Genomic DNA, 23,859 nt, shown 5'->3' with positions numbered 1-23,859 from the left:
ACCACTCTGCCAGCTCTCCGCGACAAAGTACGAATTTTAACATTCCTACCAAATTTATTTTAAAAAAATAAAGGTAAAAATAGATTTTGAACAGTGATTTTGCTGATTTTAAGTGTGTTAATTTTTATTAGTTTTTTGTTTTATGATAAAGAGATCGAATCATGTGACTAACATTGTTAGAAATGTAATTCTCTAATCTTTGTAGGAGTATTTCATTTGGGGTCATACCCATTTTTGTGGAACTAGAAGTTCTCTGAGGTCTTCTCCTTTGGATAATTCATATAGCAGGATAAAGAGTTTCATTACAGCGTAAAAGCCATTTTTTTCCATGGTCAGAATGCGTAGTATGGGAAGCACCTTCTCAATAGTTGCGGTGCCAAAGTGAACTCCTTTGGATGCCCTGTTAAATAATTCCTGTATGCTTTGAAATTGCTTTTTGTCTAAGATCTGTTCAACCAGCGAGGGGTGAAATTGTAATGTGATTTCGTGAATGTCTGTTGATGTGCATTCTCCATCCTTCCATGCGTGTTTTAATTCCGGATTGGCAATAAGAACTAAATCTTTGTGACCGGTGGTTTCACTGGAATCTCCAATGATCCGTTGAGCTACAGATGCTCCTTCTACATAATTCAGTTCATACTCCGGATGTATATGTACAGGAAAGGTAAAAGATGATTTTCTGCGGTCGAATACTACGAAACAATCCTGCTCTGATAAAGGTGATTTTTCTCTATAGATATCTGACATCATAATGCTTAAAATATTTGGTTTAATGGTTCGCTAATGTAATGATTTTTAAACTTAGAAATCATGTTGTGTCATGACAAATCAGCGAATTATATGCAAACCAAAAGCTACTGTTGTACGTTATTAAAAAACAAATGATCATTTATGAAACCATTTAAAGTTGCACTCATCGTTGGAAGTTTAAGAAAGGAATCTTTCAATAAAAAGATAGGAAGAGCTATTGGCCAATTTAAAATAGCCGGTATGCAGTTTGATGACATTGAAATTGGAGAATTGCCATTGTACAATGAGGATTTGGAAAAAGACGTACCTGTAGCCTGGCAAAATTTTAGAGAAATAATCAACCCTTATGACGCGGTATTGTTTATCACTCCCGAATACAATCGATCGGTTCCTGCAGTACTTAAGAATGCACTGGATGTAGGTTCAAGACCATACGGAAAGAGTGTGTGGGATGGTAAGCCTGCGGCCATTATAAGCTGTACCCCGGGAGGATTAGGTGCTTTTGGTGCCAATCATTATCTTCGCCAATCCTTGGTATTCTTAAATATGCCGACTTTACAACAGCCGGAAGCGTATATCAGCCATGCTGCAAGTTGTTTGATGCCAGTGGAGATCTTATAGATACTTCTACATATGATTTTCTAACCTCCTTTGTTGAAAAATTTGAAAAGTGGATCGAAAGAAATGTTCAAGTGAAAAAGTCATAAAGCAAAAAATCCTCTTTACAAAAGTAAAGAGGATTTTAAGTACGCCCATCAGGATTCGAACCTGAGACCGTCGGTTTAGAAAACCGATGCTCTATCCAGCTGAGCTATGAGCGCGTTTTCCTTTCGGTGATGCAAAAGTACTTAAATGATCTATATTTCCAAAACTTATGTACTTTTTTTTACTTAAAAACATTAAGTCATTGCATTTCAAGCTGATTAATTTTTCTGTCCAAATACAAAAAAATGTCGATTGGTGGCATCTGAGCTTATTTACTTTCTTTTGAAAGCTATTTTGATTTGATTTTTTTTAGTTTTATTTTGATCTAATTTAAATATGCGCGTAACATTGCCATCGTAGTTCTTTCGCTATTCAAATCTATTCTTCTAGTCATAGAGCTTCATAGGGTTATTTTGATTTTGATCAATCTCCATTTGTACCTGCTATAATCATCTTTATTTCATGTTAAATGATTGTTTTGTTCCAAAAGCTTTTGATGTAAATCGTACTGATGTCATACATTGGATTATCTTTTAAATAATTATAAATATAGGATACTGTTTTAGAGTCACCAAGTATGTAAGCAATGATATTTGTTTGATGTTCAGGAAAATTAAGGGAAATCAATTCAATAATTTTCTGCGGATCTAATGATTCAATTATGTGCGTTTCTAAAGGGAAACTATGATCGAGATCTGGAAAAATATCTTCTTGATGTTCTGCAAAAATAAAACTACTTACTTGTTTACTTACCGATAAGGCTCTGTTTATTTCATATAGATGAGATAAAGCAATAATATCCCCAATTAAAAAGTAGTGGTCTGCTGTGTTATTCATACTTATTTCACTAGACGGTTCTTTGAAAAATATGGTATCGCCTTCCTGTACGGTTTGAACCCATTGTGCCCCCTTGCCATTGGAAAAGGTATTAATGGCAAAGTCTGCAACATGATAGACCGGTTCATAATTCCAGAATGAATATCTTCGCACTTCGCTCAGTGGATTGAAATAAGGATTGGATAAAAATATATCAATAGAAAAACCTGGAATATAGTGGATGCGCGAAAAATCCATACTCTGAATTTTGATATGATAGGTATGCTCAGCTATTTTATTCTTCTGAAGAATAATTCCTGAAAATATTTCGAAGGTACGGTCCTGGTTACTCATTGTCTTTGTATTAGTGATACAAAGTTGGTCAATAGCATATATTAAAACATTGACCTGAGTCAAAAAAAGAAGATCAGATTTTTGATTTTAGTCTACTTAGCGTCTCCTGGGAAATATTGAGATAGGAAGCGACAAGCTTATTCGACAATCTTCGGACAATAATCGGATTTTCATCTAAGAGCTGCCGATATTTTTCCAAAGCGTCCTGCATTAGAAAAGACATTAACCTTTTGGTATTGGTTACGTAAGCAATTTCAAGATATATGCGATAAAATTTTTCCCATAGGGGTATGATATCCAGAAGATGATAAAAGCTTTTATGTGTGATGTAATATACTTCCGAATCTTCAACAGCCTGAATAAATTCTTCTGAAGGTTCGAAGTAATAAACTTACTAATGCTGTTGCAAACTGATTTTCAAAAGCAAAATATCGGGTGGAGTCCGTTCCTTCTTCATTGATAAAGAAAATGCGCAGACATCCCTGTGTAACAAAAAATGTCCGTTGACTGGATTGCCCATTTGTTAGTACGAGTTCATTCTTTTTGAGCTTCATCGGCTTAAAATGGGACAAAATGATCTCTAGATCTTTATCCGTTAATGATATTTTACTTTTAATATATGAAGCTAATAGTTCTTGCATGTATTTGAAATCAGTGATAGACAAATTTATCAATAAAAGCTCGATCGTAGCGCTGTTTATTTGGCGTGTTGTATCTTTAAAGATATGCGCTTTCAGATTCACCAGACTTCCAATAGCTGCAGCTGTATATCATCTGTGGATCCCACTCTAGGTCAGTTTTAAAATAGTTTCTTAATTCTTTGACAGTAGCATATTCAGCGGCTAAATACACATAATTACGCAGGTCTGCTTTTGCGAATTTAAAAGTCTTTACTGTAGACGCTAATTTGCTTCCTTTTTCAGGATGCGGGTTGTACAGCCAGTCAATATCTACATTTGCCGAAGATGGAATATTTATTCGATCTTCTTTAGCAGATACCTCCAAAATAACCTTAACATCAATCCCGGTTTTTAATTTTTCTAAAATTGCACTGATTACGGGCAATGCTGTTGCGTCACCTATGAGTAGATAGGAATCGGCTTCGGGGACTAAGGGTTTTATACTTTCTTTCATACCGATACCTAGAGCGTCGCCCGGTTTAGCTTTTAATGCCCATGTAGATGCAGGTCCATTATCTCCGTGGGAGACAAAATCAATGGTCAGCTCCTTTTTCTTCAGATCAATTTTGCGATTGGTGTATGTTCTTATTGATGCCAGCAATTCAGGTCTTGTTTCTGATTCTTTTTCAGGGAAATAAATGACATTTCTATCGGCAGGCGGTATGAAAATTTTATTATTAGATCCGGACTTTATATGCGTTAAAAGTACCGCTTGTTCATTACTGATTCCAAACACCACACGAATCATATGTGGTGTCAGGAATTCTTTGCGTTTAACGGTAAATACGAAACGTATTTTTCTCATTATGGTATTGTTTAATGCTGAATTTTTGATGTATTAAAAGACTTTATAATTCATTCGCTACTAACTGCAATTTTCGGTATTCGATAATATCGGCGATGGATAATATCGTTAGATGATGATCTAGAGCAAAGGCGATCATCTGTGGCAGACGCGACATGGTTCCATCATCTTCCATTAGTTCACACAATACGGACATTGGTTTTAGACCAGCCAGCTTCATGAGGTCGATACTGCCTTCAGTGTGACCATTTCTTCCTAAGACACCATAATCGTGAGCACGCAATGGGAAGATATGCCCCGGTCGAACCAAATCTCCAGGTTGCGCATTTTCAGCACATGCCGCTTTAATAGCGGCAATTCTATCAGATGCCGAAAGACCAGTTGTTGCACCTTCCCGAGCATCAATCGAAACGGTAAAAGGAGTCTGAAAGAGACTGGAATTAGCATTGACCATATAAGGTAAATCGAGTTCATCAGCCTTTTGATTTGTAAGGCACAGACAGACTACGCCGCTACAGTGTCTTATCATCTGCACCATATCCTGAATGTCCATATTTTCTGCCGAGAAAATAAGGTCACCTTCATTTTCTCTATCTTCATCGTCTAAGAGGATAACGCCTTTACCAGATTTTAGTTCCTCTAAAGCATTCTCAACCCTTTCGTTGGCATCTTTACCAAACATTTTTAATGTATTTTCCATTGTTATACTTATTTTTTATTCATCATTAATGTTATCATCGAGAGGATGCAACTTATTCCTCCAAATAAATAGACAGTCTGGTAATCGAACCAGCCAGCTATTAACCCTGCTAGAGGCCCTGCCAATCCCAAAGAAAGGTCAACAAAAGCTACATAGGCACCTAAAGCCGTGCCCCTCATTTGTGGCTTTACTTTCTGGATAGCTAGAACACCTAGAGCTGGAAAAACCAGTGAGAACCCAATCCCTGTCATCCCACATCCGATAATGGCAATCGTTTTTGATACGGAAGTCCAGATCAAAACTTGACCAATCACTTCAATAATAAGTGAAAGCAATGCAATTTTATAACCGCCATATTTATCAGGAGAAGAAGCAAAGAAAATTCTGGTTAAGATGTAACAAGCCCCAAAGACCATAAAAGCTAATGAGGCGTCACCCCAATTTTTTTCGCTAAAAAACAAGGCGATGAAAGAAGCAATACAGCCAAATGCCATTGAAGAAAAAGCGAGACTTAATCCTTGTCCGGATATAGCTCCGATTACTTTGTAAAAAGGTGTTCTGACATGGTCTTTGTCAACTGCTATTGCGGGTAGTTTTACTGTAGATAGCCAGCTGACAAAGGGCAGGAGCATGATCATGATAAACGCTGGGAAACCGCCATAACTTTTATTGATCCAAATACTTAAAGGTGCTCCAATTGCAATACCTGCATACATCGCTATTCCGTTCCAAGTCATTACTTTCCCAGAATTTGATGGTCCGACAAGTCCGATTCCCCAAGTTAACGCTCCTGTAACCAAGAAACTTTCTCCTACACCATGAATGATTCTTGCAAATAAGAGTAAGGCTAATGCAAAGATTACATTACTTTGTATTGTGGCTGATAGGAGATATGTAATGCCAGCTATTACTGCAAGTACTACACCGATCATTTGGCTTTTTTTAGCTCCTCTGGTATCTGTAAGTTTCCCTGCATATGCCCGAGTTAATAAAGTCGACAAGAATTGCATTCCAATAACAAGGCCTACAATGATACTGTCAAATCCTAAGGTTTGCTGAACAAATTTTGGCAGTACACCTAATGCAATCCCTATGGTAAGATACACTCCGAATACCGATATTATAATCGGCGTTATGGCCCTGTAAAAATTACTGGTTATGCCATTTTCTAATGTTACACTCATAATTTTTTGTTTTAATTATTATTATGAGTGCAAAGCTGCAAGTATTGCAAACCTTAACCTTTGACTTAAGTCAAAAAAGGAAAAATTATTATTTAATCATCAGCTGATGCGGTAAGGAGGTATAGGGATAACGGCTCCATTAACATATGTGCCTTTAATACTCGTGTGTTATTATAAATCTTCTTAGACAGGAAAACTAGCTATGGAAGCTTATGGCACTGCGCATTTATTTATGCTACAGGGTAAAGTTTTATGTTTACAATGCTTAAAATCAGCGGATGGTTTTAAGTGAGTAGGGTATGGCTAATGAATAGTGTAATAGGTGATGAAATTAATAGAAATATTAACTATTCAGCGTTCCGTAGAATACCTTGACCTTTTTTATTTTTGCATTTTCGATCTGAAAGTATTCGGCATTTTCAAAATTATTTTCATCATCAGTCGTGCAGGTATAAATGACAAAAATACTGTTTTTGTCTTCCAGGAAGGTATCGATGTGATATGCAGTTGCTTTTTTATGAAATGGCCAGCACTTTCGGAAATAGTCCTCTTTAGTAAGCATTGGATCGTGAGGACTACTGAATTGAAAATCTTCATCCAGCAGGCTTTGTAGCCTATTCCAGTCACCTATTTCATAGCAATTAAAATAAGCTAAAATGAGATCTTTATTAGTCATATTTTAAGATTTAATTGATTGAATCACATCTTTTAACTGATGTACATGCCGCTGTGTATGATAGGTATTGAACCAAGCCCACTCCAAAACTGTAAATGGACCATATTCCGGGATGGAAAAATCGATACAGGTATCTGAAAGATTTTTCTCCTTAATTATGGTTTCGATCTGGGCAGTACGATCACGAAGATTTTTTAGTAAACGCTGTTTGTCGAGTCGTTTTTCAGAAGGCAATATCGCTTGAGGAGATTTCATGCGTATTGTAAAGTCCGTAAATGTATCTTTAATGGTTGTTACCTTTTCATCTGGTTCCCGATGAGTCGATTCGGTACGCCCATTCATGACTTCTGCTGAAGCATAAGACTTCAATATATGATCGCCGATTTGTCCAGGCGACCAATCGTCAGCTGTAGGTTTCGTATTCAGTTCATTTTCATCTAAAGAATCAAGTAGCGAGATGAAATCTTCTGTAATTTGTTGAAATGCTTTATTTAGTTTCATGACCTAAATTTAAGAATATTAAATGAATCAAAATAAAGGATAGGAACAACACGAACAGTTTTATAGATTAATGATTTTTATCTATTAATCTGCTGTCAATGAGGTGAAAGTAGTGAAAAAACACCCAGGTAGTAAATCTTTAAATCTTCGTTTAAGATATTACATATCATCTTTGATTTACGTGTGGCTCAATCCAGTTGTTTCTAGTTTTTAATGAATTCATAGGACCTTTGGGATTGTTCTTTCAGACTGCCAGCGTTAATCTGGTTCAATATGTATTAAAATGTTTCCCAGTTGGGGCATTTTTTTTGCAGATAGTCCTGAAGCCTATGCGCTAATTGATGGCCCTCTTTTACTGAGATGTCACCACTAACAATTGCATGTAAATCAACCAGATGTTTTGTGCCTAATTTACGAACAAAGCATTTTTCTGTACCCAAGATACCATCTACCTTTACGGCGTTGATACGTATCTCAGCGATTAAATCATCGTAAAGGTTTTCATCCATGATCTCTCCCAAGGCAGGACGAAAGATAAGATAGCAGTTGTAAAGTATAAATCCCGAAGCAAATAGCGCTGCAAAGTCATCGGCACTCTCATAGCCCTTTCCTAAAATCAAAGCGATTGATATGCCGATAAAGGCTGCTACCGAAGTGATCGCATCACTTCGGTGGTGCCATGCGTCGGCTCGTAATGAAGAGCTTCCAGTTTCTTTACTTTTTTTAATGACAACCCTAAAAGAAACTTCCTTCCAGATAATGATCGCCAATAGGACGAATAAAGTCCATGGTTTGGGCAACTCATGAGGGGTGCGAATATTTTGAATGCTTTCGTAAGCAATGATTGTCGCTGAAATAATTAAAAAGCCCACTACGACAAATGTTACAAGTGGTTCAATGCGACCATGTCCGTAAGGATGATTCTCATCTGCCGGCCTTTTTGCATACTTTAATCCAAATAAAACCAAAAAAGAGGAAAATATATCTGCAGTAGATTCTATTGCATCTGCAATAAGCGCGTATGAATTTCCAAAATAACCAGCTAACCATTTTAAGAGAGCGAGTAAAAAATTTCCAATTATACTAAAGTAGGTTGCTTTTATAGCCGTTTGTTCATTTGACATTTTATTGTTTTTTTAAGCGTCAATTCAATGAGAATATAGAAATGTTTCCCCAATAACCTCGAATTGCATGATCAGCAAAGGTTATTAAAGAAATCCAGACCGTAACCAAATGCTGTTTTAACTAACAACAAATGAATACAGATAAAGGATAAAAAAAATGAAAATAATTAAGAAATTTTTGGAGGTTGCCAAATATGGCTGGTATAAGTATTTAAGTAATACTGATCAGGGTAAAATAACAGCTTTTTCTCAAAGAATATGCTTGATGTCATTAATGGTACTTCCGATGACACGGTAGAAGAAATTGCTGTGATGTTTAAAAAATTGACATGTTTTACAAAAGGAAGTTTTTCATCTGTATCCCGGTCATTATCTTTTACAGGAATATTATAATGATCATTTAAGAATTGTACAAATGTCAGTTTACTGTTGTTATTTTTATGTTCTATACAATGAGAAATTAATACAGGAATTTTCAACAATTGAATCAGTTCAGTTGTTGAAAACAAATAAATTGATAATATCAATAAGATTGAAAAATTTTTCACTGAGACAAATGTAGCAACTTTTTACTTATTATGAAGTGAATAGTGCGCTTGGCAACAATTTCACAATTGCTCATAATTATGGTAATAACCGTACTCTAAACTATAGTTTGGAACTTTATCTCTAATTTTTCTTATACAGTAGCTTGATAGAGAATAAATGATTTATATTCCTGCGCAATCAAGTTGCGTAGCTACTGCGATTCGACTTGGTTTATTTTGATCTTAAATATTTTATTGTTTTGATTTTCAGTTTTTTATATTATTTATTTTTATTGCGCAGTTAAGCTGCAGTAGGTAGATCTCATCTTTGTCATGAAGTACAAAGGAATGTTCCTTTGTGGAAAATAAAATTGAAAATGGATCATCATTATTTATGCGGAATCATTCAAGAAATTGAAATTAAGGAAAATATAAAGATACTTTATGCATGTGAGTCAGGAAGTCGTGCATGGGGTTTTCCATCTTTAGATAGTGACTACGATATTCGGTTTATCTATCAAAGACGAAAGACTGATTATCTATCGGTTTTTTCTATAGAAGAGGATATTAAGTACCCAATTGTTGGTGATCTTGATATTTATGGTTGGGATATTCGCAAAGTACTGAAGCTACTTTACAAAAGTAACTGTACATTATATGAATGGTTGCAATCCCCAATTTGTTATGGAGATTATAGTTTTTTTAAAAATGATTTTATAACACTACTGGATTATGCACCTAACTTGCGTGCACATATGCACCATTATTTAGGTTTATGTCATAAGAAAATGGAAGGGCTTGATCAGTCAAACATCTCTCTGAAAGATTTTCTTTACATTGCTAGAAGTCTTTTATCAGCTCTATGGATTGAAACAAACAGATCTTATGCGCCAATGGAAATGAAAGATTTAATGCAATTGCTTCCATCCGATTTTATTAAAAATCTGGAGTCGATTATTATGATAAAAGCATCAGTTAGAGAAGATTTTATATTCTCTCCGGATGAGAAGCTGTGTATCTATATGAAAAATACATTCAAAAAACTTAAAGATACTGTTATGACGATACCTGCTTTAAAAATGTCAGTAGAACCGATCAATAGTTATTTTATAGACTTAATTCGTAAAGAAGATGATGACAATTAAAGATCTGCATGATCAAAATCTGATTCTGTTTAAAGCAATAACAGGAAGCAGGGCTTACGGTTTAGATACAGTGGCATCTGATACAGATATTAAAGGCGTGTTTTACTTACCAAAAAATGTGTTCTATGGTTTAAGCTATATCGCTCAAATTAATAACGATAGTCATGATGAGGTATATTATGAATTAGGCAGATTTGTCGAATTACTCAGTAAAAATAATCCGGGAGCAATGGAACTACTGGCTAGTGCTTCAGCATCCATATTGATAAACCATCCATTAATGGCAAATTTTCAATTTAAAAAACTCCTTAATATGGGATTGATAGATAGTTTTGTTCAATATGCGATGCAGCAGGTGAAAAAAGCCAAAGGCTTGAACAAAAAGATCAATAATCCACATGTAGGAGCGCGGAAAAGTTTATTAGATTTTGCTTACATAATGAGTAGCGGAAAAGTTATCCTGTAGAATCATGGTTACAGGATCATAAGCTAAAGTCTCACTTTTGCGGATTGATTAAATTGAATCATTGTAAAAATGTGTTTGCATTATATTATGATAAGAATGAGCAAGGATTATATCGCGGTATAATGGCAAAAGCAGATAGCCATGAAGTTGCCTTGAGTTCCATTGAGAAAGGAGAGGAGACCTTAGCATTGCTCTTTGTTAATCATGAAGCTTATTCTTCATATTGTAAAGATTTTAAGGCGTATAAGGAGTGGGAAAAGAAACGTAATGTTATGCGTTATGCTGGAACTGTCGCACATGGACAAGGATATGATGCTAAAAATATGATGCATACTATACGTTTGATGGAGGTTGCGCGAGATTTGTTATTAAAGGGAGAACTCATTCTTAAGCGCCCTAATCGTGAAGCACTGCTCGAAATAAAATCAGGTAGATGGACATATGACGAATTATGTAGAAAGGTTGAAGTGATACAATGTGAAATTGATGAACTGTATTTCGAGAGTTCATTCCCAAAATCAGTGGATACCACTTATTTAGAAAAAAGTCTTCTTCAAATACGCGAATCGTTATATCAATAGATACTGAATATGATCGTTCGTATAGAAATATAATTGTCTTAAATATTTTTCATGTTTAAGACAATTATACAGAAAGTCAAAAGCATGTTTCAATTATATCTCAGCTTCGTCTAACCTCCAAATAAATTTAAATTCAGATTTGGATACGGAAAATACTTAAATTTTAAATTCACACATTGAATACAGCCAATTTACCTTTCCAGTATCTTTCTGATCGTATCGCGCTCTTTTTCCGAAAGCGCAATAGCATTTTCAAAAAGTGGTACTATATCCTGTTTACGGTCTGTTTGTAAGAGCAGGTCCAGAAGACCGAGATAAGTACGTATGAGGTCAGCTTTGATGCCAACAAAGGCACGTGGATCGGCAATATACAGTTCCTGAATCAGGGAGAGTAAAATCCTTTTACGGTTTACATCGATATCCGACGAGCTATAACGGGGTAGGAGGTTTTTCTTCTCCAGTTCCTCAAGTTTGACCGTAACTGCCTGGTCTCGAATATATTTTTTCTGTTTACGCTCCAGAAAATCACGTAATTCAGCCAATAATTTACGATAAATAACCTGCTGTTCTTTTTCACTGAAGAGATTACTTTCCGAAGAAATCGCGATATCAGCTTGCTCGAATTGATCAAAGAAGTCAGATTCTATATATACTGAGTGGTGGAAGTCGATCGCATTATTATTAAAACTACTGAGCAGTTTTGCGACTTCAGTTTTGTTGCTGTTTAAAAAATAGTAATAGTAACGGTCTCCGATCTGCTCTTTCCATCGGATATAGTTTACACGGAAGCTGTACGAGTTTTCCGCTATACTATAAAGAGTGAATATCGTACTGTCGGTCTCCTGTATCAGGTTATTATAATGAAGTGCAGTCCCATTGAGGAGGATGCGGTACCCCCAATCTCGGTTGAGAAGCAGATACCAACCAAATTCCTGCGCAAGAAAATCTGTAAATTCTTCAGACTCCAGTGTAGCAGCTGTTAGTCCAAAGATACCTTCCAGTTTGACAGTTGTACCAGTTCCCTCAGGTTTAACTGCTGATTTGATATCCCCGATATCATACTGTTCTTTAGCGTCACGATCTATCCGTATGCTATAGGAAATCAGCTCATCATCTGTCTTAACAGTGGTATTCCAAGTTGCTCGTGTGGCAAACAGTGAGAAAGAAAAACGGCCTTTTCCCTTTTTCCCACGCGTATAGGAGCTCCGTTTTAAGCTATTTTTTTGAGCGAATCTAAATTTCCAAATGAAAGGTTCAGTGTTTCTCTGGGAATCCCTTCCCCATTATCATGAATGCAGATACTTGTTATAAATCCGAGGCTATTACTTTCGATGTCGATAGAGACTTCTGTAGCCTTCGCATCAAATCCATTCCAGATATATTCTGCTATAACATGTTTGGCGTCTTTCGGTAAACCTGCCGATTCTATACTTGCATTGGTGATCTTGGTGTTATTCTTCATAATGGATTGATCTATTTAAAAGTACGATAATAATTGGGTAAATCATAGTCCTGTGTGACTGATGCTGATCATATGAAATAGCTAAAAATTACGGTTTCTGCAACGTACATGTAATGGAAAGTAAACGAGCCATTCTATAGATAGCGTCAAAAGATAATATTGCATATAAAATAATTTTATCTTAGTTTGTCTTTTAGTACTTAAAGAGTTTGCTGATGTCATTGATAAGAATACTAAATGAAAAAGACTTTTTTGAAAATGCTAAGATGGGCCATATCCTGAGGCCCGCTAATTTTAGCATGATTTTTATCAGAAGTGGATCCATTCATTTGGAGATCAATAACCAATCTGTTTCTTATGTGGAAGATCATGTTCTATTGATATCCTCGCATAACAGCTATAAATTGAGCCATTATACCGATGACCTTAAAATATACATGCTGATCTATAATCGGGAGACTATCAGGGAAAAGATTCATTTTAACTTTAGCCGGTACGATGTGTACCGGATCATCAATGCGGAGAAAAATCAAAATATCTTTAATCCAGATAAAGTGATTTTTGACCAGTTAACAGGTTTGGTGGAACTTATGATTTATCAGACTGATATGGAGAATAGACAATCTTTCTTTCACGAACAGATTATCCTCTCCATATTTTCCACCATAACCTATAATTGATGGATTCATTAGAAATCCAGCTTCAGTTTGACCGAAAGCGAAATGCACGGAAAGAGGAAATCACCTTGCAGTTTCTTGAATTGGCTACAGATTATTATAAAACGGAAAAGGAGTTAGATTTTTACGCCAAAAAACTCAATATCTCGATCAAGTATCTATCGATTTGTGTCAAGGAAATTACCGATATAGCACCTTCTGTATTCATTGCTACAGCCTTACTCAATGAGGCTAAAACTTTACTGTTCAGTTCAAAGGATACCATTACAAGGATTGCCGAGGAATTAAACTTCTCGGATCAGTATGCTTTTGGTAAATTTTTTAAAAAGCATACGGGATTAAGTCCCAAAAATTACCGGAATAAACACGAGGTTACCTTGTTTTGATACTATTTGGACTTCTTTTGCCTCGCTTTCAACCTTTTTGTTAGGGTTGTTTTTTACGACTTTTGTGCTGTGAAATTCTAAAATGTATCGCACACAATGAAAATAAAACCATTCAGTTATCTGCTTTTGGTAATCGGATTGCTTTTTTCAGACTCCTTACTATTTGCTCAGGAAGCTACTCAAAAAAAGCTCACCGTTGAAGAACTCTTTTCTTTGGTTCTGGAAAACAATCCAACTTTATCAGTTTCCAAAGCAGGTATAAAAATAGCAAAACAGAACGTAGAGGTCGCTAAAAATTTACAGCTTCCTGATCTTAATCTAAGCGCCAGCGCCCTTTATATTGGTGACGGTGTCCTACTTGATAAAGATTTTTCCAATTCGACGACGGTCAAGATGCCACATTTTGGCAATAACTATGCCTTGGAAGCGACTCAGTTAATTTGGAAGGGTGGTATGGTCAAACATACTATCGAATCCAAATCGCTACAAGAAGATCTCGCAACCCTGAATTATCAGTTTAACGAGCAGAATATCAAGTTGCTAGCCTTGGGCTACTATTTGGACTTGTATAAGTTGCAAAATCAGGCTTCCGTATACCTTAAAAATATTCAATTGGCCGAGCAACGGTTACAGAATATCAGCCGGTTTTATAAAGAAGGTATGGTCACTCGAAATGATGTGATCCGTGGTGAACTGCAGATCTCTAATCTAAACCTGGCTTTACAGGTGATCGAGAATAATGTGCAGATCTTGAATAAACAGCTCTTGGTTGCCTTGGGTCTTCCTGAAGGAATACAGCTCCTGGCAGATGAAAAGCTATTGCAGACCAATTTGGAACCATCTCCTTTAGCGTTCTATCAAAACGACATTGATCAGCACCCCTCAGTTCTCATGAGTAAAAAGGGGGTTGAACTATCCGAAACGGCAACGAAGATAACAAAGACCGAACGTATGCCCACTTTAGCCGCTTTTGCAGGTAATAAATTGCAAAGACCAATTACGACGACATCACCCGCCCTGGATATGTACTCAAATGGTTGGAATGTAGGTTTGTCATTAAGCTATGATATCAGTTCGCTCTATAAATCTTCGAAAAAGATACAGGCTAACAGATATGAATTAGAGAAAGCTAAAGCGCAGGAAAATGAAACAGAAAAAATGATCGAAGTTGCGGTTAATGCCGCCTACATAAAATATAATGAAACACGTAGCCAGAACTCAACATTGGCAAAAAATAAAGATCTGACAGAGGAGAATTACAGAATCATGGAAAGTAAATACAATAACCAGCTGGCCATTCTGCTTGATATGATCGATGCAAGCAATGCGAAGTTGGATGCTGAACTGCAGTACACCAACTCGGAAATCAATATTGTGTTTGCGTATTACAAATTATTGAAAGAAAGCGGGAAAATGTAAGAACTGGAAGCTAACTCCATTGAAGTAGATAAAAAATATGTCACAAAATCAAGATCAGAATCAAGGAACAGATTCGGTAGAAAATACAGGTGTTAAATCAAGTAAAGTAAAACAGAGAATGCCTAAAAAAAAGAACAGAGGAACGATCGTCAGCATGTTGGTGCTATTATTGGTATTGGCAGGACTCTATTGGGTGATCCACGCCTATTTCAATATCGGTAATAACCGTTTTACCAATGCAGCACAGGTCGAATCGTATATTAACCCGATCAATACCCGGGTATCGGCCTATATCAAAGATATTCGTTTTATCGAGCATCAGTACGTAAAAAAGGGAGATACTTTGCTTATATTGGATGATAGTGAGATTCAGACTCAACTGGGGCAGGCGGAAGCAGCCTATTTGTCGGCACTTGCATCTAAGCATGTTACGGCTAATTCGGTCAGAACGGCAACTAATAATATCGGTACAGCACAATCCAACAGCGATGCCGCTCAGGCTAACATTGCTTCGGCAAAAGCAAGATTGTGGAATGCGGAACAGAATTTTAACCGTTATAAAAATCTTTTGAAAGACGAGGCGGTAACCCGTCAACAGTTCGACCAGGTGAAAACGGAATATGAAGCGAGCAGTGCTGCTCTGGAGGCGGTATCTTCGCAATATGAGGCGATTGCGAATTCCCGGAGTACTTCTGTGCTCACGGTGACTGAGGTACAGTCCCGATTAGGAATGAACGATGCAGAGATCAAACGTGCTGAAAATGCATTAAATATGGCTAAGCTCAATCTTTCATATACCGTAATCACAGCGCCTCATGATGGTATCATGGGAAGAAGGACGATCAATATTGGACAGCTGTTGAGTCCAAGTCAGCAGGTAGCCACTATCGTAGACAGTAATAACATTTGGATCACGGCCAATTATCGTGAAAAGCAGATGGAAAATGTTATGATCGGAGCTTTAGCGACATTCAGGTAGACGCTTTGGGGGGAAAGGAGTTTGTTGGGAAAATCAAGGCGATCTCAGGCGCGACAGGCGCGCGGTATGCGGCAGTACCTTTGGATAACTCCACCGGTAATTTTGTAAAGGTACAGCAAAGAATACCTGTAAGAATAGAATTTACTTCGGAAAATAAAACCGAGGACTTAAAACTGTTGCGTGCAGGAATGAATGTGGAGGTTACTTTAAGATAATGTATAATAAAGGATTGTTTGCAGCTTGGGTGCCCAAACCGCTCATGTTATTGCTCATTTTTATTTTTCTGATCCCGATACTCAGTATCAATAGCGTTTACAGCAATAGTATTACCGATATTTCAGGGGCGCTTGCGACCTATACGGAATATATGGCGATGGCAAGTAATGCTACTACAATCGGAATGGGAGTAGCTATTATCTTTAGTCTGCGGGTGAAAATGCGTTTCCGCTCTAAGGAAATTATTGTGTTCTGTTCGATAGTTCTTGCGCTGTTATCGTACTGTATTGGTACGACTGACAATCCTGTGGTCGTTATTATTGCAGGTTTCTTTATAGGTTTTTTTAAAACTTTTCCTTTTATAGAGCTTTTATTGGTCATGATGGTCATCCTGACGCCTACTGGAGATCGTGGCAAATTCTACGCGATGTTTTATCCGCTTTCGATCTGTCTGTCTCAGTTATCAGCTTATCTCATGGCCGACGTCGTGTTTGACGGAAGCTGGCAAGCACCCTATTTTCTGATGTCTGCGGTTATGCTGGTCATTGCGGCGCTTTCATTGATCTTTCAGCACAATCAACGGTTCTCCTTTCGGATGCCCTTATCACAGATTGATTGGCTTTCTTTAGGTTTACTCGCTATTGCAGCCTTGAGTTTGGATTTTGCACTTACCTTTATGAAGCAACAGGGATGGTTTAATTCTCCTTATATAATAGTGTCTATTCTGCTATGTCTACTACTTATAGCAATCGTAATTTATAGGCAAAAGGGAGCAAAACGTAAATTAGTCAAATTTGAACTGTTCACCGCAAGAGTCAACATCTGGTACAGTATGTTGCTGCTGTTGCTGATGGGGATATATCTGGCAACTTCTACTTTGCTGTCGCAATATACAGTAGGAGCACTCGGCTACAATAATCTCTTAAATTCGGAGCTGAATCTATGGATGATTCCTGGAATCATATTGGCAGGTATATATGGGTATATCAGTTTTAAGCATAAATGGTTACTGAAGTATTTTATTGCTTCGGGATTTCTGGTGTTCTTTATTCATTGCCTAATGATGTATCTGCTCATACAGCCACAGATGAATATGGAATATCTTTATTTTCCGATGTTCTTAAAGGGGCTAGGGATGGGAATACTCTATATTGGAATCTGGTTTTATGCCGGTTCTGGTCTGAATATGGATGAGCTTCTCGGTATTGTAGGGGTTTTGATCATAGTCAGAACATTTGTAGCAACGGCACTTGGCGCCGCTATTTTAAATTGGGCTTCCTATCAAGGGCAATGGCAGAGTCTGTATGACAGTGCATTGTATATGGATATCGGTGATTTTTCCAATGGGATAGCGATGTATCCGGCCTCGCAGCTCAATGCCATGCTGGCGGCTTTGAAGATCGTCTTCGGTGTATTGTGCTGGATCAGTATTCCGGTGCTTCTACTGGTGCTGTTGCATCACTTTGGCAGATTCAATCAAAGACGATTGGTGCTGTTTCGCAAAATAGTACGGGGAAACAAGGTGCGTGGATATTATTTCAGCCGCCGTTAGTCTTAAGGAGATCGGTTGTACGAGAAACCTATGTCAAAGCAAAGTGTCTGTCTCTTTTGCACAATTCTGTTTAAAAGAATTTGCTGGTGTATTATTTCGCTATATTTGATGAATGAAATTTAATCAAATTACGATTATAGATGATTGTGGCATTCAAGAATCTATTGTACAAAAGATAGCCGAATTGTCGAAGTCGTCCATCATCATATTTAATAATACACCCGTTTCTAAAGAGGAAATTATTCAAAGAATTGGTGATAGTGATTGTATTCTTCTAAGTTGGAAGACAATTATTTCTGCTGAAATTTTAGAAGCTTGTCCGTCCTTGAAATTTATTGGACTTTGTTGCAGTTTGTATGATGAGAAGTGCTGCAATGTTGATATAGCAGCTGCGCGAAAACTAGGAATAACGGTTAAAGGTGTAAGGGATTACGGAGATGAAGGAGCAGCCGAATTTATCTTTGCTCAATTGATCTATTTATTTCAAGGATTAGGAAAATACCAATGGAAAGCTGACTCAACCGAATTGAAGGGGAAAAGTATAGGTATTATAGGTTTGGGAACCCTCGGGAGTATGGTCGCAACAATGGCTGGACATTTTGGAATGAAAGTGTTTTATTATAACAGAAATAGAAAAACAGAAGCCGAACAAAAAGGAATTACTTATTTACCGCTGCATGAGCTTCTTGCTATTTGTGATGTTGTCACGACCCATCTTCCTAAAAATACAATTCTTCTTGGAGAGTCCGAGTTTAGTATCAAGAAAAAGAATTCAATATTGATCAATACATCATTAGGATTGACCTTTGATAAAGTAGCTTTTAGTCAATGGTTGCTTACTGATGAATCTTCTTATGCAATTTTTGATGCAGATGGAATGGCTCCATATGCTGACGAATTGTCTAAAAAGAACCGGGTTATCAGTTCTGATAAATTTGCGGGTTTTACAGCTGAGGCGAAAATACGGTTATCTGAAAAAGTATTGGAAAACCTGTTGGCTTATTAATAGCTTAGTAAAACAATTCTCTTGTAAAAACTATTTCCGTAAAAAAACAGATCATTATTAAATTTCAATCCATGCACGCAAAGTTTATTGATCTTATCACCAAGCATGTTATCCTTTCCGATCAGGAAAAAGAATTATGCCGGCGTTTTATGGAACCTGTTTTTTATCCTAAAAATCAGATCATCGAAGAGCATGGGAAGGTTCCGGCTTATCTATATTTTGTGGTATCAGGCTTTGTACGTTTGTTTCATTATAATGAAAAGGGTGATGAAGTGACGACTCATATCAACTGTCCTCCTGGGTTTATCACGTCCTATATAAATTTTAGCAATCAGACGCGATCAGACGAAAATCTTGAATGCATCACCGAATGCGAGCTTTTGCGTATTACCAGATCTGATCTGGATCTTTTAATACAACAGACACCATCATTCAAAGACTTTAGCATCTATGTGTTTCAGCAATCGTTATCGTACAATGAAAAAAGATCCAGGGAGTTGGCAACACTAACGGCAGAGCAACGGTATTTAAAACTAATGAACGAACAACCAGAAATACTTCATCACGTTCCGATGCAATATATCGCTTCTTTTTTAGGAATGAATCCTAAAGTTTGAGCCGAATCCGTAAAAAGATCATTAAGTAACATTTGTGAAGTGGTTTAAAATGAATAAGGCAGAACTTTGCTTTATCATTTAAAATCAATGAACATGAAAACTAAAGATTTGGTATTGGTATCCGGAGCAAACGGGCATTTGGGAAACAACTTAGTAAGATTATTAATAAATAAAGGTTTTCGCGTTAGAGCGTCCGTCCGTAATATTAGAAATCTAGATTACTTCAACAATCTGGATTGTGAAGTCGTTCAGGCAGATATTACAGACAAGGAATCATTTAAAAGAGCATTGCAGGGTGTTGATACTTTCTATGCCGTGGGGGCCGCATTTAAACTATGGGCTAAAGATCCACAGAAAGAAATCTACGATGTGAATATACAAGGTATTCGTAATACCATAGAAGCAGCTGCAGAAGCTGGTGTTTCTAAAATTGTATATGTAAGTTCCATAGCTGCTTTGAACTATACCCATACGCCAACCAAAGAAAGCAACGGTTACAATCCGGACCGGAGAGATGCCTATTACAACTCCAAAAATGACGGTGAGAAACTTGCTTTTAAGCTCGCAAAGGAGTTAGGTATTGAATTGGTTTCCGTTATGCCTGGAGCATGATAGGCAGCGAATCCTTACTTCCGCTGAATGTATCCTATGCCGTATTGAGGTTAATCTTAAACAAGAAAATTCCCATGGACACCCATATTGCACTCAATTGGTCGATGTTAAAGATGTCGCCGAAGGTTGTTATCTGGCTGCAGAGAAAGGTAGGTCTGGAGAGCGGTATATCCTCACTAATGAAAGATGCATGAGTATTACTGAAACGACAAAACTTGCACAAAAGCTCTATCCTGAACTTAAACTGCGTATTCCCGTCTCTGTCCCTAAGTTCATACTATATGGTATTGCCGGATTGATGCAGTTTGTAGCAAAGCTAAGTGGAAAACCTCCCTTAATTACAACTAAAGAAATCGCCATGTTCTCTGGATTGCAGCAAGATTTTGATATTTCCAAAGCAAGAAATGAATTAGGATTTAATCCCAAAAGTAGCCAACAAGCTGTTAAAGAAGCATTAGCTTATCTTATGGAACACAAGGAAATGCTTTAGCAATCTTTTATTTTAATTGTGTCCTATGGGATACTTATCCGTCTAAGTCTACAGACATAATAAATACCGATACATAAATTGGCTATTATAAAGAGCGTATCCCTTTAAGTAAATAGTTATATTTGATTATAATACCAATCACCCTCTTTATGAAATTAAAATTACTTCTCACTTTCTTAACAGCTACGTGCTTTATAAATCAATTAGCAGCACAAGATCTACCATCTAAAACAGTATGGGAGGGCAAAATAGAAAATATCCGTATATTTCTAAGGATATCGAAAGATAGCTTAACAAATCAGTACGTTGCCGTTTTTGATAGCCCAGATCAAGGTGCTATGGGATTGAAGGTTTCTGAGTTAAAGGTCACAAATGACAGTGTAACTGCTTTTTCAGCTCAAATAGGCGGAGGTTTCTATGGTGCATTTAAATCAGGTAGAACTGAATTGGTTGGCGAGTGGAAGCAAGGAGGCGCACTACCATTGGTTTTAAAAAGAGTTGAAAAGGAATTTGAGATTAAGCGGCCACAGATGCCCAAGTCTCCTTTCCCTTACAAGGAAGAAAAAGTTATTTACTACAATACCGATAAATCAATTCAATACGGTGCTACTCTGACTTTACCTGATACGAATAAGCAAGTACCCGCTGTAATTTTAATTACAGGATCTGGGCAGCAAGATCGCGATGAAACTTTGTTTGGACATAAACCTTTTTGGGTCATTGCTGATTATCTGAGTAGAAATGGTATTGCTGTATTACGTGTTGATGATCGCGGTGTTGGAGAAACGACAGGTGAGGTGATGAATGCGACATCATTGGATTTTGCGGGAGACGTGCTGGTCGGTATGGAATACTTGAAGGCACATCAGGGGATTGATAGCAAAAAAATAGGCCTTATAGGACATAGCGAAGGTGGTATTATTGGCCCTATGGCAGCTGTGCAGTCTAAGGATGTAGCCTTTATCGTTAGTTTGGCAGGAGTAGGTATTAAAGGCCGGGAATTAATGGCGATGCAGTTAAAGAGTAATTATGAACAGCTCGGATTAAATACGGAAGAGGTTAGTAGATTTGATAGTCTGTTGAATATGTTATTTGATCTTTCTGCGACTTATTCAGACAATGAGGAACTCAAGCCAATATTTGCAAAGAAAATGAAAGCATGGCTCAATAGCCAGCCTGAGCCATTCCTGGCTAAGCTTGGTTATACAGGACCGCAGGCTTATAATAATATTGATGAATTTGCAGCAAGATTCTTTCTGCCCTGGATGCGCTCTTTTTTGAAATATGATCCAGCAACCACTTTAACAAAAATTAAGATACCTGTCTTAGCTTTGAACGGAGAAAAAGATGTGCAGGTATCGGCTCAGGAAAACCTTTCTGGTTTTAAAACGTTGCTTACGAAAGCAGGAAATAAAAATTTTAAAGTGATTGCGATGCCCGGGTTGAATCACCTGTTTCAGCATGCAAAAACAGGTCTACTGAGTGAATATGTTACTATTGAAGAAACGATTTCTCCTGAGGTGTTAAATATCATGAAAAATTGGATAAAGAGTTTGTAAGTAGGTTGTTATAGACAACTGATCAGTTTCTTATGGAAAAATACAAAAGGAATGACTAAAAGCCCCCTTTTATTGTCGCAAATACACCCTGATCGCGTAACTGTTATACGTTAATTTTGATTAATCATTGACCAAATTGAAAAGACATGAGAAAGATTCGAATTTTTGAACATATTTCGCTTGATGGTGTGATTGAACATGACGGCGATTATGAATATGGGGCGTGGACGACTGCATATCGAAGTCCAGCTGGTGCAGCACTTCTTTTTGAAGCATATGGACCAAATTTTGACCTTCTCCTTGGACGTACTACCTATGACATATTCAGTAAATTTTGGCCCAATGCTGGAGATTTTCCAATGGCCAATGCGATCAATGTGGCTACTAAATATATTGCAACACACAGCCCAAAGAGTTTAAGCTGGGGTCCGGTGGAAGGCTTGGGCACGGATGTGTTACAGACAATTACAGCACTTAAGGCAACAGCTGGACCTGATCTGATTATTGTCGGAAGCTCCACGTTAACATCAACATTGTTAGATTCCGGACTTGTAGATGAGGTTGTATTGATAACCTATCCTGTTTTGCTTGGTCACGGTAAACGATTGTTAGGAGACGGTATAACCGCGCGAGAACTTGCATTCGTAAGCTCTAAAGCAACTCCTACAGGACTGCTTATCAACACTTACAAGCACATAGGTCCTCTGAAAAGTAGTTTATAACTTTAAATTATGAATTTGGACATAAATCAATAGAAAGAACAGAAAATAATATACAAAAAAGATGTTTACAGTAGAACAGATCGAGGAGACGCATAGCAAAGTCAAATCAGGAACAGATTTTCCTAACTATATTCAAGAAATAAAAAAGTTAGGTGTAATAGCATTCGAAACTTGGGTACGAGATAGTCACACCGAATATTTCGGTGAAAATGAATTTAAGACCGTTTCAAAACCCTCGTATGCGAACTTAGAAATTAAGGCAGTCTGTGATCCTTTAAAATTTAGGGATTATTTAAAGATACACCAAAAAGGGGAGACTGATTACTTCACTTTTTGTAAACATTGTGCGGAGATCGGTGTGGAAAAATGGACTGTTTCACTGCATTCCATGACATGCACGTATTATGACATGGGCGATAATGAAATTTTAACAGAAAAAATACCTGAGTAGGTATATGTGATGATAATGTGAGATAGAGGAATATCATTGTTCGTCTCTAAGGAATGTTATTGACTACTGAAAATCCTCTGGAAAAACAATAAGCTTACTAATTAAGGAGGCCATCGGTTAGCTAAAAATTAAAGTTACATATTAAAAAATATTAGATTACATATAGTCGCAATTTCCGTATTATTCCCTCGTTAATATGTCAAAAGGCATAGTATTTGCTTATTGAATTCCATAAAATTAATCCATATGAAAAAGACCATTTTACTTTTTGTATTGTTATGCACTGCTTTTTTTTCGCGAGCAGATCAACTTCAGGCTTTAACACAGAAGCAAGCAGAAGCGGCAGTCGTCTACCTTAAAAAAGAACCAATTGTGATTTTGTGGTGCAGTTGCTGCGATAATGAAACACCTAAAAAGTTACTGTTAATGAGGTGTTTTATAAAAAAGATAGCGATGGAAAATACTATTCTGTCATATTAAAAGGAAGGGATGAAAGTGGAAAGGAAGTGGAAGAATATTTAGATCTGGCCTATGTGTTCGTAAAAAAAGGTAGAAAAGCACAAAGTTTAGGTAAGGTTTTAAAATTTGAGTGTGATCCTTGTACTAAGCCATTTGAATGGACAATGTAAAATATAGAAGAATAGCCTGCAAGAAGCTAGGGTATTTTCAAAGCTGATTTACATTCAAACCAAAATGC

The 23,859-nt window shown here is 37.0% G+C and carries 30 protein-coding genes and 1 tRNA gene; 18 read left to right on the top strand and 13 right to left on the bottom strand.

Going from position 1 to position 23,859, the window contains the following annotated elements; translation table 11 throughout:
• Positions 1-222 precede the first annotated feature (222 nt).
• Positions 223-750: a hypothetical protein gene (locus L950_RS15710; RefSeq protein WP_021189474.1), complete on the bottom strand. Its 528-nt coding sequence runs from the start codon at positions 748-750 to the stop codon at positions 223-225.
• A gap of 141 nt (positions 751-891) precedes the next feature.
• Between L950_RS15710 and L950_RS15705 the strand changes: the two genes are divergently transcribed.
• The gene (locus tag L950_RS15705) at positions 892-1,371 is read left to right on the top strand and encodes an NADPH-dependent FMN reductase (protein ID WP_231577322.1); all 480 of its coding nucleotides are present in this window, start codon (positions 892-894) and stop codon (positions 1,369-1,371) included.
• Between the two features lie 126 nt (positions 1,372-1,497).
• On the opposite strand, the gene L950_RS15700 is transcribed toward L950_RS15705, so the two are convergent.
• The 10 genes from L950_RS15700 to L950_RS15655 form a co-directional block, all read right to left on the bottom strand.
• Positions 1,498-1,571, bottom strand: a tRNA-Arg gene (locus L950_RS15700).
• Positions 1,572-1,920: 349 nt separating this feature from the next.
• The gene (locus tag L950_RS15695) at positions 1,921-2,625 is read right to left on the bottom strand and encodes a hypothetical protein (protein WP_021189473.1); all 705 of its coding nucleotides are present in this window, start codon (positions 2,623-2,625) and stop codon (positions 1,921-1,923) included.
• A 347-nt stretch (positions 2,626-2,972) separates the two neighbouring features.
• Positions 2,973-3,266: a hypothetical protein gene (locus L950_RS33490; protein ID WP_231577321.1), complete on the bottom strand. Its 294-nt coding sequence runs from the start codon at positions 3,264-3,266 to the stop codon at positions 2,973-2,975.
• A 76-nt stretch (positions 3,267-3,342) separates the two neighbouring features.
• Positions 3,343-4,110: a siderophore-interacting protein gene (locus tag L950_RS15685; protein ID WP_021189472.1), complete on the bottom strand. Its 768-nt coding sequence runs from the start codon at positions 4,108-4,110 to the stop codon at positions 3,343-3,345.
• A 43-nt stretch (positions 4,111-4,153) separates the two neighbouring features.
• A complete protein-coding gene (gene ribB / locus L950_RS15680; RefSeq protein ID WP_021189471.1) occupies positions 4,154-4,810 on the bottom strand; it encodes a 3,4-dihydroxy-2-butanone-4-phosphate synthase in 657 nt (218 codons plus the stop codon).
• An 8-nt stretch (positions 4,811-4,818) separates the two neighbouring features.
• Positions 4,819-5,994 carry an MFS transporter gene (locus L950_RS15675; RefSeq protein WP_021189470.1) on the bottom strand — a complete coding sequence of 392 codons (1,176 nt, stop codon included), beginning with the start codon at positions 5,992-5,994 and terminating at the stop codon, positions 4,819-4,821.
• Between the two features lie 343 nt (positions 5,995-6,337).
• Complete coding sequence (locus L950_RS15670; protein WP_021189469.1) at positions 6,338-6,670, bottom strand: nuclear transport factor 2 family protein; 333 nt, start codon at positions 6,668-6,670, stop codon at positions 6,338-6,340.
• Positions 6,671-6,673: 3 nt separating this feature from the next.
• Positions 6,674-7,171: a DinB family protein gene (locus L950_RS15665; protein WP_021189468.1), complete on the bottom strand. Its 498-nt coding sequence runs from the start codon at positions 7,169-7,171 to the stop codon at positions 6,674-6,676.
• Between the two features lie 278 nt (positions 7,172-7,449).
• The gene (locus tag L950_RS15660; RefSeq protein ID WP_231577320.1) at positions 7,450-8,295 is read right to left on the bottom strand and encodes a cation diffusion facilitator family transporter; all 846 of its coding nucleotides are present in this window, start codon (positions 8,293-8,295) and stop codon (positions 7,450-7,452) included.
• 167 nt (positions 8,296-8,462) lie between these two features.
• Positions 8,463-8,822 (bottom strand): hypothetical protein, encoded by a 360-nt coding sequence (locus L950_RS15655; RefSeq protein WP_156169714.1) that lies wholly within the window; start codon positions 8,820-8,822, stop codon positions 8,463-8,465.
• Positions 8,823-9,199: 377 nt separating this feature from the next.
• On the opposite strand from L950_RS15655, the gene L950_RS15650 reads away from it, so the two are divergent.
• From L950_RS15650 to L950_RS26685, 3 genes are all read left to right on the top strand, one after another.
• On the top strand, positions 9,200-9,967 hold the full coding sequence (locus tag L950_RS15650; protein WP_021189466.1) for a DNA polymerase beta superfamily protein: 768 nt from the start codon (positions 9,200-9,202) through the stop codon (positions 9,965-9,967).
• Positions 9,954-10,433: a DNA polymerase beta superfamily protein gene (locus L950_RS26690; protein WP_052764428.1), complete on the top strand. Its 480-nt coding sequence runs from the start codon at positions 9,954-9,956 to the stop codon at positions 10,431-10,433. Before L950_RS15650 ends, L950_RS26690 begins: the two co-directional genes overlap by 14 nt.
• 71 nt (positions 10,434-10,504) lie before the next feature.
• Positions 10,505-11,014 (top strand): hypothetical protein, encoded by a 510-nt coding sequence (locus L950_RS26685; protein ID WP_052764427.1) that lies wholly within the window; start codon positions 10,505-10,507, stop codon positions 11,012-11,014.
• Positions 11,015-11,205: 191 nt separating this feature from the next.
• Here L950_RS26685 and L950_RS33485 read toward each other — a convergent pair whose 3' ends face one another.
• Both L950_RS33485 and L950_RS33480 read right to left on the bottom strand, forming a co-directional pair.
• Positions 11,206-11,556 (bottom strand): hypothetical protein, encoded by a 351-nt coding sequence (locus L950_RS33485; RefSeq protein WP_231577319.1) that lies wholly within the window; start codon positions 11,554-11,556, stop codon positions 11,206-11,208.
• A 668-nt stretch (positions 11,557-12,224) separates the two neighbouring features.
• Positions 12,225-12,476: an ATP-binding protein gene (locus L950_RS33480; protein WP_231577318.1), complete on the bottom strand. Its 252-nt coding sequence runs from the start codon at positions 12,474-12,476 to the stop codon at positions 12,225-12,227.
• Positions 12,477-12,691: 215 nt separating this feature from the next.
• Here L950_RS33480 and L950_RS15635 point away from each other — a divergent pair, with 215 nt between their 5' ends.
• The 14 genes from L950_RS15635 (at position 12,692) to L950_RS15580 (ending at position 23,791) form a co-directional block, all read left to right on the top strand.
• Positions 12,692-13,156 carry a hypothetical protein gene (locus tag L950_RS15635; RefSeq protein ID WP_021189465.1) on the top strand — a complete coding sequence of 155 codons (465 nt, stop codon included), beginning with the start codon at positions 12,692-12,694 and terminating at the stop codon, positions 13,154-13,156.
• Complete coding sequence (locus L950_RS15630; protein WP_021189464.1) at positions 13,156-13,539, top strand: helix-turn-helix domain-containing protein; 384 nt, start codon at positions 13,156-13,158, stop codon at positions 13,537-13,539. Before L950_RS15635 ends, L950_RS15630 begins: the two co-directional genes overlap by 1 nt.
• Before the next feature lie 96 nt (positions 13,540-13,635).
• Positions 13,636-14,958, top strand: a complete 1,323-nt coding sequence (locus L950_RS15625) for a TolC family protein (protein ID WP_021189463.1) — start codon at positions 13,636-13,638, stop codon at positions 14,956-14,958.
• A gap of 37 nt (positions 14,959-14,995) precedes the next feature.
• Positions 14,996-15,937 carry an HlyD family secretion protein gene (locus L950_RS15620; protein ID WP_197086459.1) on the top strand — a complete coding sequence of 314 codons (942 nt, stop codon included), beginning with the start codon at positions 14,996-14,998 and terminating at the stop codon, positions 15,935-15,937.
• A 5-nt stretch (positions 15,938-15,942) separates the two neighbouring features.
• Complete coding sequence (locus L950_RS30265; protein ID WP_197086458.1) at positions 15,943-16,152, top strand: hypothetical protein; 210 nt, start codon at positions 15,943-15,945, stop codon at positions 16,150-16,152.
• Complete coding sequence (locus L950_RS15615) at positions 16,152-17,705, top strand: hypothetical protein (RefSeq protein ID WP_021189462.1); 1,554 nt, start codon at positions 16,152-16,154, stop codon at positions 17,703-17,705. Before L950_RS30265 ends, L950_RS15615 begins: the two co-directional genes overlap by 1 nt.
• Before the next feature lie 112 nt (positions 17,706-17,817).
• Entirely contained in the window at positions 17,818-18,711 is an 894-nt protein-coding gene (locus tag L950_RS15610; protein ID WP_021189461.1) for an NAD(P)-dependent oxidoreductase, read from the top strand.
• A gap of 71 nt (positions 18,712-18,782) precedes the next feature.
• A complete protein-coding gene (locus L950_RS15605) occupies positions 18,783-19,328 on the top strand; it encodes a Crp/Fnr family transcriptional regulator (RefSeq protein WP_021189460.1) in 546 nt (181 codons plus the stop codon).
• A gap of 93 nt (positions 19,329-19,421) precedes the next feature.
• Positions 19,422-19,940 (top strand): NAD(P)H-binding protein, encoded by a 519-nt coding sequence (locus L950_RS33475; protein WP_231577317.1) that lies wholly within the window; start codon positions 19,422-19,424, stop codon positions 19,938-19,940.
• A gap of 97 nt (positions 19,941-20,037) precedes the next feature.
• Positions 20,038-20,430: a hypothetical protein gene (locus L950_RS33470; protein WP_231577316.1), complete on the top strand. Its 393-nt coding sequence runs from the start codon at positions 20,038-20,040 to the stop codon at positions 20,428-20,430.
• A 149-nt stretch (positions 20,431-20,579) separates the two neighbouring features.
• Entirely contained in the window at positions 20,580-21,989 is a 1,410-nt protein-coding gene (locus L950_RS15595) for an alpha/beta hydrolase family protein (protein ID WP_021189459.1), read from the top strand.
• Positions 21,990-22,135: 146 nt separating this feature from the next.
• The gene (locus tag L950_RS15590) at positions 22,136-22,711 is read left to right on the top strand and encodes a dihydrofolate reductase family protein (RefSeq protein WP_021189458.1); all 576 of its coding nucleotides are present in this window, start codon (positions 22,136-22,138) and stop codon (positions 22,709-22,711) included.
• A gap of 61 nt (positions 22,712-22,772) precedes the next feature.
• Positions 22,773-23,162, top strand: coding sequence for a DUF1398 domain-containing protein (locus L950_RS15585; RefSeq protein WP_021189457.1), 390 nt, complete (start codon positions 22,773-22,775; stop codon positions 23,160-23,162).
• Between the two features lie 431 nt (positions 23,163-23,593).
• On the top strand, positions 23,594-23,791 hold the full coding sequence (locus L950_RS15580; protein WP_021189456.1) for a hypothetical protein: 198 nt from the start codon (positions 23,594-23,596) through the stop codon (positions 23,789-23,791).
• Positions 23,792-23,859 lie beyond the last annotated feature (68 nt).

Origin of the sequence: Sphingobacterium sp. IITKGP-BTPF85 (assembly GCF_001006065.1) — a bacterium.
GTDB classification, from domain to species: Bacteria; Bacteroidota; Bacteroidia; order Sphingobacteriales; family Sphingobacteriaceae; genus Sphingobacterium; species Sphingobacterium anhuiense.
This window is presented reverse-complemented; position numbering and strand designations above follow the sequence as displayed.

What these genes read in the sequence shown, in the direction of transcription:
- L950_RS15670 (WP_021189469.1), bottom strand. Translation starts at nt 6,670, where the DNA reads ATGACTAATAAAGATCTCATTTTAGCTTATTTTAATTGCTATGAAATA.
- L950_RS15710 (WP_021189474.1), bottom strand. Translation starts at nt 750, where the DNA reads ATGATGTCAGATATCTATAGAGAAAAATCACCTTTATCAGAGCAGGAT.
- L950_RS15660 (WP_231577320.1), bottom strand. Translation starts at nt 8,295, where the DNA reads ATGTCAAATGAACAAACGGCTATAAAAGCAACCTACTTTAGTATAATT.
- ribB (WP_021189471.1), bottom strand. Translation starts at nt 4,810, where the DNA reads ATGGAAAATACATTAAAAATGTTTGGTAAAGATGCCAACGAAAGGGTT.
- L950_RS15590 (WP_021189458.1), top strand. Translation starts at nt 22,136, where the DNA reads ATGAGAAAGATTCGAATTTTTGAACATATTTCGCTTGATGGTGTGATT.
- L950_RS15625 (WP_021189463.1), top strand. Translation starts at nt 13,636, where the DNA reads ATGAAAATAAAACCATTCAGTTATCTGCTTTTGGTAATCGGATTGCTT.
- L950_RS15675 (WP_021189470.1), bottom strand. Translation starts at nt 5,994, where the DNA reads ATGAGTGTAACATTAGAAAATGGCATAACCAGTAATTTTTACAGGGCC.
- L950_RS15695 (WP_021189473.1), bottom strand. Translation starts at nt 2,625, where the DNA reads ATGAGTAACCAGGACCGTACCTTCGAAATATTTTCAGGAATTATTCTT.
- L950_RS15585 (WP_021189457.1), top strand. Translation starts at nt 22,773, where the DNA reads ATGTTTACAGTAGAACAGATCGAGGAGACGCATAGCAAAGTCAAATCA.
- L950_RS15610 (WP_021189461.1), top strand. Translation starts at nt 17,818, where the DNA reads ATGAAATTTAATCAAATTACGATTATAGATGATTGTGGCATTCAAGAA.
- L950_RS15605 (WP_021189460.1), top strand. Translation starts at nt 18,783, where the DNA reads ATGCACGCAAAGTTTATTGATCTTATCACCAAGCATGTTATCCTTTCC.
- L950_RS15650 (WP_021189466.1), top strand. Translation starts at nt 9,200, where the DNA reads ATGGATCATCATTATTTATGCGGAATCATTCAAGAAATTGAAATTAAG.
- L950_RS15685 (WP_021189472.1), bottom strand. Translation starts at nt 4,110, where the DNA reads ATGAGAAAAATACGTTTCGTATTTACCGTTAAACGCAAAGAATTCCTG.
- L950_RS15615 (WP_021189462.1), top strand. Translation starts at nt 16,152, where the DNA reads ATGTATAATAAAGGATTGTTTGCAGCTTGGGTGCCCAAACCGCTCATG.
- L950_RS15595 (WP_021189459.1), top strand. Translation starts at nt 20,580, where the DNA reads ATGAAATTAAAATTACTTCTCACTTTCTTAACAGCTACGTGCTTTATA.
- L950_RS26690 (WP_052764428.1), top strand. Translation starts at nt 9,954, where the DNA reads ATGATGACAATTAAAGATCTGCATGATCAAAATCTGATTCTGTTTAAA.
- L950_RS15665 (WP_021189468.1), bottom strand. Translation starts at nt 7,171, where the DNA reads ATGAAACTAAATAAAGCATTTCAACAAATTACAGAAGATTTCATCTCG.
- L950_RS15620 (WP_197086459.1), top strand. Translation starts at nt 14,996, where the DNA reads ATGTCACAAAATCAAGATCAGAATCAAGGAACAGATTCGGTAGAAAAT.
- L950_RS33475 (WP_231577317.1), top strand. Translation starts at nt 19,422, where the DNA reads ATGAAAACTAAAGATTTGGTATTGGTATCCGGAGCAAACGGGCATTTG.
- L950_RS33490 (WP_231577321.1), bottom strand. Translation starts at nt 3,266, where the DNA reads ATGCAAGAACTATTAGCTTCATATATTAAAAGTAAAATATCATTAACG.
- L950_RS15705 (WP_231577322.1), top strand. Translation starts at nt 892, where the DNA reads ATGAAACCATTTAAAGTTGCACTCATCGTTGGAAGTTTAAGAAAGGAA.
- L950_RS15635 (WP_021189465.1), top strand. Translation starts at nt 12,692, where the DNA reads ATGTCATTGATAAGAATACTAAATGAAAAAGACTTTTTTGAAAATGCT.
- L950_RS33480 (WP_231577318.1), bottom strand. Translation starts at nt 12,476, where the DNA reads ATGAAGAATAACACCAAGATCACCAATGCAAGTATAGAATCGGCAGGT.
- L950_RS15630 (WP_021189464.1), top strand. Translation starts at nt 13,156, where the DNA reads ATGGATTCATTAGAAATCCAGCTTCAGTTTGACCGAAAGCGAAATGCA.